This window comes from Myxococcus guangdongensis (assembly GCF_024198255.1).
Classification (GTDB): Bacteria; Myxococcota; Myxococcia; order Myxococcales; family Myxococcaceae; genus Myxococcus; species Myxococcus guangdongensis.
The window spans coordinates 1,092,896-1,104,860 of sequence record NZ_JAJVKW010000002.1 but is presented as its reverse complement, the minus strand read 5'-3'; the positions used below and the strand labels follow the sequence as shown (position 1 = coordinate 1,104,860).

Sequence of the window (11,965 nt, the reverse complement as noted above, 5' to 3'; positions counted from 1 at the left end):
TAAAGTTTTCAACCGAATGGCTGTAGTTTCTGCGGAGAGAGCAGGGGAGACTTCCAGCAATGAGGGGTGCTTTCCTCCCTCACTGTCCGGAACCCGAAGCTGCTCGACTCCTTTCGCATGAAGCGCCGGTGCCAGCGCGGTTGAATCGAGGGTGGCACACGACTCGCAATCCGTCGTCCGCATCACCCTGTCCCCGCGTCCCCCAATCGCCCCGTGTTCGTCCAGAACGTCATCTGCTCCTGCGTGCCTCCGCACTCCGACCCCAGCGAGTGTCCGACCTGGGTGCGTCCGCACCGGAACACGCCGGTGGAGGGGAACACGATGCTGTACGCGGGGACGCCGCCTCCGCCCGTCCGGGTGGAGACGCTGACGCCGGTCCCCACGCCCGTGCCGGGCTCGCTGGTGGGGCAGCAGCTGGGGCACTTCAGGCTGCTGAAGGAGCTGGGCCGCGGCGGCATGGGCACGGTGATGCTGGCCGAGCACGCGCTCATCCAGAAGCGCGTGGCCATCAAGGTGCTGCACTCGCACCTGGCGCAGGACCCGGACCTGGTGGCCCGCTTCCTGTCGGAGGCGCGCACGCTGACGGTGGTGCAGCACGAGAACGTCGTCGCGCTCTACGACCTGGACACGCGCGACGGCCGTCCCTACCTGGTGATGGAGTACCTGGAGGGGCAGAGCCTGGCGGCCTTCGCCAAGGAGCCGCTGCCGCCCGCGCTGGTGGTGGACCTGCTCTCGCAGGTGTGTGACGCGCTGGGCGCCGCGCACGCGCACGGCATCGTCCACCGCGACCTGAAGCCGGCCAACGTGTTCCTGGTGCCGGGGCCGCAGGGTCGCCACCGCGTGAAGCTCCTGGACTTCGGCATCGCCAAGCTGCTGTCGCGTCCGGCGGGCGTGCACACCACGGAGGTGGGCGTGCTGTTGGGGACGCCGGAGTTCATGGCCCCCGAGCAGTGCGGCGATGACGTGGTGGACGCGCGCACGGACCTCTACGCGGTGGGCGTGCTGGGCTACTTCCTGCTCACCGGGCGCGTGCCCTTCGCGGGCCGCACCGCGGCGGAGGTGCTCATCGGCCACCTGCAGAAGCCGCCGGTGCCGCCGCACGAGGTGCGCCCGGACGTGCCCAGGACGCTGTCGCGCGTGCTCCTGCGCGCCCTGGCCAAGCGCCCCGCGGACCGCTTCGCCCAGGCCTCGGACCTGCGCGCCGCGCTCGCCACCGCGCTGGTGCCCGAGTCGGAGCCCGCCGCGTCCGGCTTCACCGCCCGGGTGCGCATGGCGGGCACGCCGCACTCGCACGAGCTGTCCTGCGAGTGGGTGGGCCGCGCCGGCCTCTTCCTGCACTCGCCCGCCGCGCCGCCGCCGCTGCTCTCCGACGTGGGGCTCCTGTTGCGGCTGCCCGGCGGAGAGCTCGCCTGCACCGGCCAGGTGGTGCGCCACGTGACGGAGGAGCAGGCCAAGGCCTGGCGCATGTCGCCGGGCTTCGGCGTGCAGCTTCGCGACACGTCCCCCGCCTTCCAGGAGGCGCTCGCCCGGCTGAAGTCCGGCGTGCGCCTGGAGCCGCCCACGCCGCCGCCGTCCCCCATGCGCGAGGACGCCGAGGCGGAGCGGGTGCTCCAGGGCTTCCGCAACCGGCTGTCCGGAGACCACTACGCCGTGCTGGAGGTCCCCCGGGACGCCACGCCGGAGACGCTGCGCGTGGGCGCCCAGCGTGCCCGCATGGCGCTCGAGTCCCTCAAGGCGCGCAACCTGTCCTTGGGCCAGCGCGCCCAGTTCGAGCGGGTGGGGGAGCGGGTGGCCGCGGCGCTGCATGTGCTGGGGCACGTGGAGCGCCGGGCGGAGTACGACGCGCGCCTGGGCAACGTGGAGGGCGTGGAGCGCTGCCTCGCCGCGGGCCTCACCGCCACCGCGCTGGAGCACTGCCGCCGCCGCTTCCTCTCGGAGTTCCCGGGCCGCGACGGCCGCGCCGCGGTGCAGCGGCTGTCCGGTGACGCGCTGTCCTCGGTGGGCCGGCTGCAGGAGGCGCTCGCCGCCTATGAGCAGGCCGTGCGCATGGACCCGTTGGACTTGGAAGGGCTCAAGCGCTGGCGCATGCTCCGGGCCCGGCTGCGCAACACCCCCACGCCCCGGTAGGCGGGCGGCCGGGCGACAGGGGTGGACCCACGTACCTTGCGTCCCGGGGTGGGCTCCTCGTTAATCCCCCCTGTACCCATGGCCTCCGACTCCGACGACTCGCTTCCACCTCAAGGGCGCTTCACCCGGCTGCGCAAGCTGGCGGGCCTCTCCATGCAGGTGGGCACCGACGTGCTCAAGAGCAGCGCGAAGCGCCTGGCGGGTGGCACGCCGGAGCTGCTCAGCAAGAACGCCGCGGAGAAGCTCGTCTCCACCCTGGGGGAGCTCAAGGGCGCGGCCATGAAGCTGGGGCAGGCCCTCTCCATGGACCCGGACCTGCTCACCCCCGAGGTGCGCCAGGTCCTCGCCCGCCTGCAGAACCAGGCCCCCGCCATGTCCTACGACATGGTGTCGCGCGTGGTGCGCGAGGAGCTGGGCTGTCCCCCGGAGGAGGCCTTCCGCGAGTTCAGCCGCGAGCCTTTGGCCGCGGCCTCCCTGGGCCAGGTGCACCGCGCGGTGCTCGCGGACGGGCGCTCCGTGGCGGTGAAGGTGCAGTACCCGGGCATCGCGGAGTCCCTGACGCACGACATGGAGAACCTGGGCCTCGTCGTGAAGACGATGTCCAAGGCCTCGCGGCTGATGGACGGCTCGGCGTACTTCCAGGAGTTCCGCGACGAGCTGCTGCTGGAGCTGGACTACCGGCGCGAGGCGGCGCTCGCCCGAGGCTTCGCGAAGAGCGTGGCCCGGCTGGAGGACCTCCAGGTCCCCGGCGTCATCGACGGCCACAGCGCCGGGCGCGTGCTGACGATGGAGCTGCTCGAGGGCCTGACGCTCAAGGACTGGGTGACGCGGGAGTCGTCCAACGAGGAGCGCTTCCGCGTGTCGCGCCAGCTCATCCGCGCGACGTACGGGCCCTTCTTCGGCGCGGGCGAAATCCACGCGGACCCGCACCCGGGCAACTTCATGGTGATGCCGGACGGGCGCCTGGGCCTGCTCGACTTCGGCTCCATCAAGCGCTTCAGCCCGCGCTTCGTGGACGCCAACCGGCGCATGTTCCAGCAGTCCCTGAAGCTGGAGCCCTTCGACGTGCTGCGGCTGAGCCTGGAGGTGGGCTTCACGGTGGAGCTGCCCGGTGACGAGGCCGCGGACCTCATCCGCGAGGTGCTGCACATCGCCGGCAGGCCCATGCGCACCACGCCGTACGACTACACGACCTGCGAAATCCCCCGCGACATGCGCAACCACTTCACGCGCAACGCGGCCCGCTTCCTGAAAATCAAGCCGCCACCGGAGGCGGTGATGTTCTTCCGCTCCACGGGGGGCCTGGCGCAGAACCTGCGGCTCATCGGCGCCAGCGGGGACTTCCGCGGCGTCTTCCTGGAGATGGCGGAGCTGCTCGGCTGACGGCGCGCTACGGCGCGGACGAGGCCGCCTGGCCGCGGCCCTTGGCGTGGATGGCGTGGAGCCTTCGCGCCAGCTCCTCGCCCTGGGTGCTCTTGGTGATGTAGCCGTCCGCGCCCGACTCCAGCGCCAGCTTGCGCAGCTGCGCCTCGTCCGACGCGGAGAAGAGCACGAAGCGCGTGCCCACCGGGGCCTGCCCCCGCGCGAGCGTCAGCACCTTGTCGCCAGTGAGGGCCGGGATGTTCACGTCCAGCAGCACCAGGTCCGGCATCGTCGTGCGCACCAGGTTGGACACGCCCAACGAGGAGCGGTGGGTGCGCACGTCGAAGCCGTACGCCGACAGCGAGCGCTCCGCGAGCGTGAGCTGCTCCTGGTCGTCATCCACCACCAACACTCGGATTTTCATCTCCGACATGACTCCTCCCCCTCATGGGCGCCCGACGCCCACCGGATGTCGCCACCAGGCCGGGTGGCCTACGGATTATCACCTAGGCGGGGGCCGCCTGTCGCCCCCTCCCGCCCTCGCGAAGGGGCCTGTCTCCCCCGGGTGACAGGACGTGGTGGGTGGACCGGGTGTGCCTCCACCCGCCCCGTCCACCCCGACGGGGGTTCGTGTCTCAGCCGGAGCGGTACTCCGAGGCCCGGCCCCGGCCCGTGGCGGTCCGCCGCAGCGAGGGGAGGGTGATGGTGAAGACGGCGCCGCCTTCCGGGCGGTTGGACGCGACGAGGGTGCCGCTCGCCCGCGTCACCACCTCGTGCGCCATGGAGAGGCCCAGGCCCGTGCCGTGCTGGCCCTTGGTGGTGAAGAAGGGCTGGAAGATGGAGAGCAGGTGCTGCTCGGGGATGCCCGTGCCCTCGTCCTCCACGGTGATGATGACCTGGCCCGTCGGGCTCTGGTGGCCGCGCACGCGCAGGGTGCCGCCCTGGGGCATGGCGTCGCGTCCGTTGCGCAGCAGGTTGAGGAACACGCAGCGCAGGTCCGCCGCGGAGCTCTCCACCAGCGGCATCCGGGGCACGTCCACGTCCAGGTGCAGGCTCAACCCCTCGCGCGCGGCCCGCGACTCCAGCTCGCTCCGGGCGATCTCCACCGAGTCACGCACCACGTCGGCCAGCTGCACCGGCTCCACCGGGGACTCGGGCTTCTGGCGCGCGAAGTCGCGCAGCCGGGTCAGCCGGGTCGTCGCGTCCGCGACGATGCGCAACAACGTGTCCACGTGGGCCGGCGTCTGCTGCCCGCCCTGCTTCCCGGGGTGGGTCTGCAACATCTCCAGCCGCAGCTTCATGGCCACCAGCAGGCTGCTCAGGTCATGCGCGATGCCCGACGCCTGCTCACTGAGCATGCGCAGGTGCTCCCGCTCCGCCAGGGCGCGGCGCTCCTTCTCCAGCGCCTCCTCCTGACGCGCCTGCTCGGTGATGTCCCGGGCGAGCACCAGGACGACCTTCGGCGTCAGGTCCGCGCGGACCTGACGGGCGCTGATTTCCAGCTGCTGGTGGCCCCCCGCATAGGTGTAGCGCGACGTGCGGGCCAACTCCTCCGGTGCCGAGTCCAGCGCCCGCACCTCCGCGGCCACCACGCTGCGCAGCGTGAGCAGTGCGGGCCCCTCCTCCTGTCCACGCTCTGTCAAACGTCGCCAGGGTCCCCGGGCGAGTGTGAGGGATTGCCAACGCAGGTTGACATAGAGCACCGCGTCACCCCGGAGCAGGGCCGCCGCGCCTGCAATGCCTTCCAGGGCGGAGGAGTGTCGGGAGGGCGTCAGGGGCTCGTCCTGGAAGTCAGGTCCGTGTGTCTTGTTCACCTTCTCGAGGATGGCCGTCAGCTCATGCTCGGTCGATGACGCGGGTGACATGCGTTGAGCTGTAACCCAGCCAGCATCACGCGGCAAGGGAGCCCCCCGCTCCCTCACGGAGCTCCAGCCCGCACGGGTATGTAGGGTGTGGACTGTACTGCCATTCCCCCGTGCGCCGGACGCGAAAGACTGACATACGGAGGGGTACCCGACATGGACATCATCCCTGGATGGAGGACCCGCGCGCCAGTGAATGGCTTACCTTGAACAGCCCTTGAACAACTTTTGAACATCACATGATGAACAAGGTCGCGGAAGGACGCTCGTCGCAGGTGCATCCCGAGGGCGCTCCTTGCATCTGGAGTGATGATGACGACAGACATTTCCAATGAGAGAATCCGGGTGGCGCTCCTGGAGGACCAACAGGTCTTCAGGGAGAGTCTGGTATTGGTCCTCGAGAGTGCGGGCATGGACGTGGTGGCGCGCTGCTCCCAGACGCCGCCCTTCCTGGCGAGGGTGCGTGAGCAGATGCCGCACGTGGCGGTGTTGGACCTGAAGCTGGAGCCGCCGGACCAGGAGGGGTCGGCGACGGGGATGACGGCGCTGCAGTGCCTGCATGACTTCTATCCGTCGGTGAAGTCGTTGGTGTTGTCGAGCCACCACGAGCCGGAGGTGGTGGAGCAGTGCCTGCAGGCCGGCGCCGCGGGCTACCTCTGGAAGCACAACGTGGGCTGCGCGGAGGTGGTGGAGGCGGTGACGCGCGTGGCGCGAGGGGAGCGGCTGATGCCCCCCGGGCTGTCGTGGGTGCCGTCGCTGCCCGGCTTCCTGATGCAGCAGGACGTGCCGACGGGCGGCGCGGAGCTGGGGCTGCTCACGCCGCGAGAGCGCGAGGTGCTGGGGTACGTGGCCGCGGGCGCGGACAACCTCAAGATTGCCGCGTGCTTGAGCATCACCGAGCGCACGGTGAAGGCGCACATCACCAGCATCTACAAGAAGATTGGCTCGGAGAACCGCACGCAGCTGGCGGTGCTCGCGCTGCAACTGGGCGTTCAGCGCCCGGCAGGCATCTGAGACCGCGGTGCGCCAGCACTTGCAGGCAATGGGCGCGCGCGCGGGCCCATGAGAGGGTGTTTGAGCCCGTGGCGCTCCACTCCCGAAACCCCCGCGCGCGGGTCTTCGCGACACCGTCCCCGGCGGGCCAGGGCAGAACCGAACGCAGCGGCTGCCCTGGCCCGTTCACTGTTCGCGTCAGGGCTTTTCGGCCGTCACCAGCTCGAAGGGGCCTCCGGACAGCACGCGCACGCGGTGGAAGCCCGCTTGCGAGAGCATCCGCTCGTACAGCTCCACCTCGCGCAGCCGGCTGACGCACGAGTCCACGCCGATGAGGAAGTAGGTCCAGAAGAACTGCGCGGCCAGGCGCTCCGGGGTGCGGAACTCCTCGCAGATGATGACGCGCCCGCCCGAGGGCAGCGCCGCCCACGCGGCCTGCAGCAGCGCCTGCGCCGTCTGGGGGGACCAGTCGTGCAGCACGCGCACGAAGCTCATCACGTCGTAGCCCGTGGGCAGCGGCTCCTTCAGGAAGTCGCCGGCCACGAAGCCCAGGCGCGAGGGGGACAGGCCGAAGCGCTCGCGCGTGCGCTCCACCAGCGCGAGCGTCGCCGGCAGGTTGAAGACATCCACCTTCAGGCCCGGGTGCTCTTTGGACAGGTGCGCCGCGAGGCTGCCGTCGCCGCCGCCCACGTCGAGCACGCGCTGGTCCTCCCTCCACAGCACGGGCGCGTGCAGGCGCAGCGCCTCGAGAATCGGCGGCAGGCCCGCCGCCATGCTCGTCTCGAAGCCCTCGAGCTGCTCGGGCGTGCGCAGGGGCCAGTCGAAGTCCGTGGGGGCGATGGAGTGTTGCCCGCGCAGCACCTCCGGCAGCCGTCCGTGCAGCGTGCGCCAGGCGAACTTCTCGCGGTCCGTCTCCCGGCCGTTCGGCCCCAGCACCGCCAGGGCCGCGTCGCGCAGGCCCTCCACCGCGTGGTAGCGCGCGGACGCGAGCGCGTCCGTGTCCTGCTCGCGCGTCACCAGGCCCAGGCTCTCCAGACAGTCGAGCAGCTTGTAGAGCCGGCCCGGCACCAGGCCATGCTTCGAGGCCAGCTGGGCCAGGGTGATGGGCTCGGGGCCCTCCAGCGAGTCGAGCAGCCCCAGCTCCAGCGCCGCCGTCAGCACGTCCACCGCCTTGGCGCCGTTGTAGAGCAGGTGCAGGAGCGCGCGAGGCGAGCGATTCGCACCGCCCGCCTGCGACGTCACGACTCGCTCCGGGTGGGCGTGAAGCCCGCATGCGCCACCGGGCACACCCCGCCCGTCCTGGCGGGAGCCGTGTAGGCCGCCGTGCTCATCGCGCCCTCCATGCAGCCGTCGCGGCGCGCGCCCGGAGAGTGGCCTCCCTCGCGGCGCCACCCGGCCGTCAGCTCCACGCGCACGTCCCAGAGCTGACGGAACAAGGGCAGCGTCATCCGCCCCGCCAGCACCTGCGTGGGCAGCCCGTCCAGCGCCTTCACCGAGCGGTCCACGCCGATGGTGCGCCGCACCAGCTGGAAGTGTTTGTACAACCAGCCCTGGAAGGCCTCGTCCACGTCCACCAGCTGCTCGCACAGCCGCTTCAAGTCATCCGGCCCGCCGCCCGAGTAGACGTCCAACAGCGTGCGAGCGCGCCGCGCCAGCAGCCGCTCCATCGCCCCCTCCAGCCCCTCGGCCGCCTTGCGCAGCGTGTTGTAGCCCGGGGACTCCTGGCCGCTGCCGTTGCCCAGGCTGCGGCGGATGACCTGGTAGGTGTCCGGCGTCATCGTCTCCATCACCACCAGCTCCGCCTCCAGGCTCCGGAGGATTCGCGCCAGCCGCTCCAGCCTCGCGGACGCGGCCCACAGCGAGTCCCGGTCCAGCTCCGCCACCACCTCCACCGCCTCGCGCGAGCCCAGCTTCAGCCACAGCTCCTGCGCCTGATGCACCACCTGGAACATCAGCTCGTCGTGCGAGACGCGCTCCTCCTCCGGCGACTGCAGCGACAACAGCTGCTGCGTCTTCAGATAGACCTCGTAGTCCAGCTCCCCCTTCCCCACCCACTTCTTCAACAGGGGGTTGAACAGCGGTCCATCCAGTTCTCGCCGTAACTTTTCCGCAGGACTGTAATCATTGAACGTGTGCATGGACCCCTCCGGAGGGGAGAAACGGGCATTCAGGGCGGAGAGCGAAGCAGACGTGCCCGACGGTGACGGCCAGAGGCTCGCGACGACGAGGGTGCTGCTGTTGCGGGGGGAGCCGCGCCCCGGCCCTGGGGGGCACGAGGCGCGGCGGTGAGGACTTCAGGGTGAAGGGGGGCGCGGCTTGAGGCGGAAGGTGCGCAGCCGGTTGGCGAGCTCCTCCCCCTGGACACTCTTGGAGATGTAGCCGTCCGCGCCGGACGCCAGCGCGAGCGAGCGCAGCTTCGACTCGTCGGACGCCGAGTAGAGGATGAACTTCGTCTTGGCGGACGCGTACTGGCGCGCCAGGTTGACGACCTTGTCGCCCTTGAGGGCGGGGAAGTTCACGTCGATGAGCACGAAGTCCGGCTCCGACTGGCTCACCAGGTTGGACACGCCCAGCGCGGAGGTGTGCGTGAGCACCTCGAAGCCATACGCGCTCAGCGAGCGCTGCACGAGGTCGAGCAGGTCCGGGTCATCGTCCACCACCAGGACGCGTGCTTTTTCTTCAGCCATGGCTTCTCCCTAGATGCTTGCGGATCATCTCGAGCAACTGGTCACGATCAAGGGGCTTGGTGAGGTACGCGGTGCAACCGGCCGCGTGCGCCTTGTCCTGATATTCACGCCCCGCGTGAGCCGTCACCGCGATGACCGGCACGTTGGCCACGGAGGGTACCGCACGCAAGCGACGTGTTGCCTCCCAACCATCCAACCGCGGTAGGGACAAGTCCATCAGGATGAGGTCCGGATTGTCGCGCGTGGCGCGCTCCAGGCCGTGCTCGCCGTCCTCCGCTTCGATGACTTCGAACAGTCCGCCCAGATAGCGGCGGACGATGTCCCGATTCTGGGCACTGTCCTCCACATACAGGATGCGCGGCAGCCGCCCCGCGGACGCGGCGCGCTGGGACAACAGCAGGCCCTTCGCCTGCGCGATGACGTCCTCGAGCGCGTGGCCGCCCTTCTTCACGAAGCCGGCGAAGCCGTCGCGCAGGAGCGCCTCCTCCTCGGGGGTGAGCGACTTGCCGGTGAGCACCACCACGGGCACCTGGAGCTTCTCGGCGCGCAGGCGCCGGAGCACCTCGAAGCCGTCCAGGTTGGGCATCATCAAATCCAACACGACGAGCGACGGCGGGGACACGCGCGCCTTGAGCAGCGCGTCCTCGCCGCTCCGGGCCTCGGCGGTGCTGAAGCCCGCGCGGCGCAGGTTGCGGCTGACCAGCTCGCGCGTGGCCGAGTCGTCGTCCACCACCAGCACTTCGCCCACCCCCGCGGACGAGCCCAGCGACTGGGCCAGGCTGCGCTGCACCACCTCCACCAGCCGCTCGGGCTCCACGGGCTTGACCAGGTACTCGCACGCGCCCAGCGAGAAGCCGCGCGAGCGCTGCTCCTCCACGGAGATGAGGATGACGGGGATGCCCGCCAGCGCCGGCTCGCTCTTGAGCTGGCTGAGCACGCTCCACCCGTCCAGCTTGGGCAGGTGGATGTCCAGCAGGATGGCCTGGGGCTTGAGCTCCCGCGCCCGCTTGAGCGCGATGATGCCGTCCTCGGCCACCACCACCTTGAAGCCCGCGGGCTCCAGCTGGCCCGTCACCAGCTGCTGGATGAGCGGATCATCATCCACCACCAGCACGGTGCTGCCCGGCTGCGCGAGCGCGCCCACGTGGCTGGCCACCTCGGCCACGGGGACGGGCTGCGAGGCCTGGGCGCCCGTCGGCGCCGTGTCCGTGGTGTTGGGCAGGCGCACCGTGAAGGTGGTGCCGCGGCCCAGCGTGGACGTCACGGAGACGGTGCCGCCCAGGACGCGCGACAGCTCGCGGACGATGGCCAGCCCCAGGCCCGTGCCGCCCACCTTGCGCGTGGTGGAGCCGTCCACCTGGCGGAACTTCTCGAAGATGAAGGGGAGCTGGTCGGCGGGGATGCCCACGCCGGTGTCCTCGACGATCATCACCACCTCGTCCCCGTTGGGGACCAGGCTCAGCGCCACCTCGCCCGTCTCGGTGAACTTGGCGGCGTTGCTCAACAGGTTGAGCATGATCTGCCGCAGCTTCAGCGCGTCGGTGCGCAAGGTCTCCGTCGCCGCGTCCACGTGCACCGTGAGGGCCACGTCCTTGCCCTTGAGGTACTCCTTCACGGTGGCCATGCACTCCTCGGCCAGCTCGCGCACGTCCACGGGCTCGGTGACGACGTCCACCTTGCCCGACTCGATCTTGGACAGGTCCAGGATGTCGTTGATGAGCGCCAGCAGCGTCTTGGCGTTCGTCTTGACGACGTTGAGGTCCCTGCGGCCGTGGGCCGTCAGCCGCGAGCCCTCCTCGCGCATGAGCAAATCGCAGTAGCCGATGATGCCGTTGAGCGGCGTGCGGATTTCGTGGCTGAAGTTGGCCAGGAACTCGCTCTTGAGGCGGGCGGCGGCCTCGGCCTCGCGGGCGCGCTCCTCCTCGTTGCGCTTGGCCACCGCCAGCTCCTGGGCCAGCCGGTCCAGGTCCTCGTTCTGCTGGCGGATGATCTCCATCTGCAGCGCGCGCTGCTGATAGGACGCCAGCGAGCGGGCGGACACCGCGCGCGTGCGCTTGATCTCCTCCAGGCTCGCGGCCAGCTGCTTGTTGGCCGCCTCCAGCTCCGCCTTGGACGCGCGCAGCATCTCCTCGTTCTGCTTGCGCTCGGTGATGTCCTCGGTGACGCCCAGCACGTAGCGGGCCTCGCCGGTGGCGTCGAGCAGCGGCAGCTTGCGCGTGGCGAAGATGCGGTCCACGCCGCCGGCGCGCGCCACCTCCTCGAACGAGCGCATCTTCTTGGACGCGAGGATGTCCGAGTCGATGGCGATGAACGACTCGGCCTGCTCCTTCGGGAAGTAGTCGTGGTCCAGCTTGCCGAGCAGCCACTCCTTGGTGACGCCGAACGCGTCCGCGAACGTCTTGTTCGCCACCACCAGCCGCCGCGTCGCCGCGTCCTTCACGAAGAGGACGAAGGGCAGCGCGTCGATGATGTTGCCCAGTATCCAGTTGGCGTGATGCAGCTGTTCCTGGGTGGCGTCATGGCGCAGCCGGTCCCCGGCCAGGGGCAGCTCGCGCCGCAGCACGGGCCCCAGCCGGTTGAAGCGGTCCTCGCTGACGTAGTCGCGGGCGCCCGCGCGGGTGGTGGCCTCCAACACCGCGTCGCTCCACTCGCGCGACACGACGACGAAGGGCAGCTCGCGCGAGTGCTTGCGCCACAGGGCCTGAGCCTCGGCGAAGCCCAGGCCGGGCAGCTCCGAGCCACACACGACGAGCGACCAGGGGCGGGCGAGCGCGGCCTCCAGGGCGGGGGCGCTGGTGGCGCGCTCGACGTGGGCGACGACACCCGCGTGCCCGAGCGCCTCTTCCACGCGCTGGCACTCGCGCTCACTGGCGACGAGCAACAGGGACGTGGCGTCCGTCGCGGGGACGGAAGGGGGGAGGGAGGTGGCCATGG

At 70.5% G+C, this 11,965-nt stretch carries 9 protein-coding genes; 3 read left to right on the top strand and 6 right to left on the bottom strand.

Annotated features, from left to right (window positions below; translation table 11 throughout):
- Window positions 1–282 precede the first annotated feature (282 nt).
- Together LXT21_RS09335 and LXT21_RS09330 are read left to right on the top strand one after the other, a co-directional pair.
- Window positions 283–2,127: a protein kinase domain-containing protein gene (locus LXT21_RS09335; RefSeq protein WP_254037736.1), complete on the top strand. Its 1,845-nt coding sequence runs from the start codon at window positions 283–285 to the stop codon at window positions 2,125–2,127.
- A 78-nt stretch (window positions 2,128–2,205) separates the two neighbouring features.
- Window positions 2,206–3,510 carry an ABC1 kinase family protein gene (locus tag LXT21_RS09330; RefSeq protein ID WP_254037735.1) on the top strand — a complete coding sequence of 435 codons (1,305 nt, stop codon included), beginning with the start codon at window positions 2,206–2,208 and terminating at the stop codon, window positions 3,508–3,510.
- A 7-nt stretch (window positions 3,511–3,517) separates the two neighbouring features.
- Here LXT21_RS09330 and LXT21_RS09325 read toward each other — a convergent pair whose 3' ends face one another.
- Together LXT21_RS09325 and LXT21_RS09320 are read right to left on the bottom strand one after the other, a co-directional pair.
- On the bottom strand, window positions 3,518–3,922 hold the full coding sequence (locus LXT21_RS09325) for a response regulator transcription factor (RefSeq protein ID WP_254037734.1): 405 nt from the start codon (window positions 3,920–3,922) through the stop codon (window positions 3,518–3,520).
- A gap of 202 nt (window positions 3,923–4,124) precedes the next feature.
- Window positions 4,125–5,354 (bottom strand): sensor histidine kinase, encoded by a 1,230-nt coding sequence (locus tag LXT21_RS09320; RefSeq protein WP_254037733.1) that lies wholly within the window; start codon window positions 5,352–5,354, stop codon window positions 4,125–4,127.
- A 309-nt stretch (window positions 5,355–5,663) separates the two neighbouring features.
- On the opposite strand from LXT21_RS09320, the gene LXT21_RS09315 reads away from it, so the two are divergent.
- The gene (locus LXT21_RS09315; RefSeq protein ID WP_254037732.1) at window positions 5,664–6,365 is read left to right on the top strand and encodes a LuxR C-terminal-related transcriptional regulator; all 702 of its coding nucleotides are present in this window, start codon (window positions 5,664–5,666) and stop codon (window positions 6,363–6,365) included.
- Window positions 6,366–6,542: 177 nt separating this feature from the next.
- Here LXT21_RS09315 and LXT21_RS09310 read toward each other — a convergent pair whose 3' ends face one another.
- From LXT21_RS09310 to LXT21_RS09295, 4 genes are all read right to left on the bottom strand, one after another.
- On the bottom strand, window positions 6,543–7,586 hold the full coding sequence (locus LXT21_RS09310) for a methyltransferase (protein WP_254037731.1): 1,044 nt from the start codon (window positions 7,584–7,586) through the stop codon (window positions 6,543–6,545).
- Window positions 7,583–8,482 carry a tryptophan 2,3-dioxygenase family protein gene (locus LXT21_RS09305; RefSeq protein WP_254037730.1) on the bottom strand — a complete coding sequence of 300 codons (900 nt, stop codon included), beginning with the start codon at window positions 8,480–8,482 and terminating at the stop codon, window positions 7,583–7,585. The genes LXT21_RS09310 and LXT21_RS09305 overlap by 4 nt, the downstream gene beginning before the upstream one ends.
- Before the next feature lie 156 nt (window positions 8,483–8,638).
- Entirely contained in the window at window positions 8,639–9,031 is a 393-nt protein-coding gene (locus tag LXT21_RS09300) for a response regulator (RefSeq protein ID WP_046710855.1), read from the bottom strand.
- On the bottom strand, window positions 9,024–11,963 hold the full coding sequence (locus LXT21_RS09295) for a response regulator (RefSeq protein WP_254037729.1): 2,940 nt from the start codon (window positions 11,961–11,963) through the stop codon (window positions 9,024–9,026). Before LXT21_RS09295 ends, LXT21_RS09300 begins: the two co-directional genes overlap by 8 nt.
- Window positions 11,964–11,965: the final 2 nt, after the last annotated feature.

Excerpts from the sequence above, each read along its gene's own strand:
- LXT21_RS09330 (WP_254037735.1), top strand. The coding sequence starts at position 2,206 with ATGGCCTCCGACTCCGACGACTCGCTTCCACCTCAAGGGCGCTTCACC.
- LXT21_RS09325 (WP_254037734.1), bottom strand. The coding sequence starts at position 3,922 with ATGTCGGAGATGAAAATCCGAGTGTTGGTGGTGGATGACGACCAGGAG.
- LXT21_RS09295 (WP_254037729.1), bottom strand. The coding sequence starts at position 11,963 with ATGGCCACCTCCCTCCCCCCTTCCGTCCCCGCGACGGACGCCACGTCC.
- LXT21_RS09320 (WP_254037733.1), bottom strand. The coding sequence starts at position 5,354 with ATGTCACCCGCGTCATCGACCGAGCATGAGCTGACGGCCATCCTCGAG.
- LXT21_RS09305 (WP_254037730.1), bottom strand. The coding sequence starts at position 8,482 with ATGCACACGTTCAATGATTACAGTCCTGCGGAAAAGTTACGGCGAGAA.
- LXT21_RS09300 (WP_046710855.1), bottom strand. The coding sequence starts at position 9,031 with ATGGCTGAAGAAAAAGCACGCGTCCTGGTGGTGGACGATGACCCGGAC.
- LXT21_RS09315 (WP_254037732.1), top strand. The coding sequence starts at position 5,664 with ATGACGACAGACATTTCCAATGAGAGAATCCGGGTGGCGCTCCTGGAG.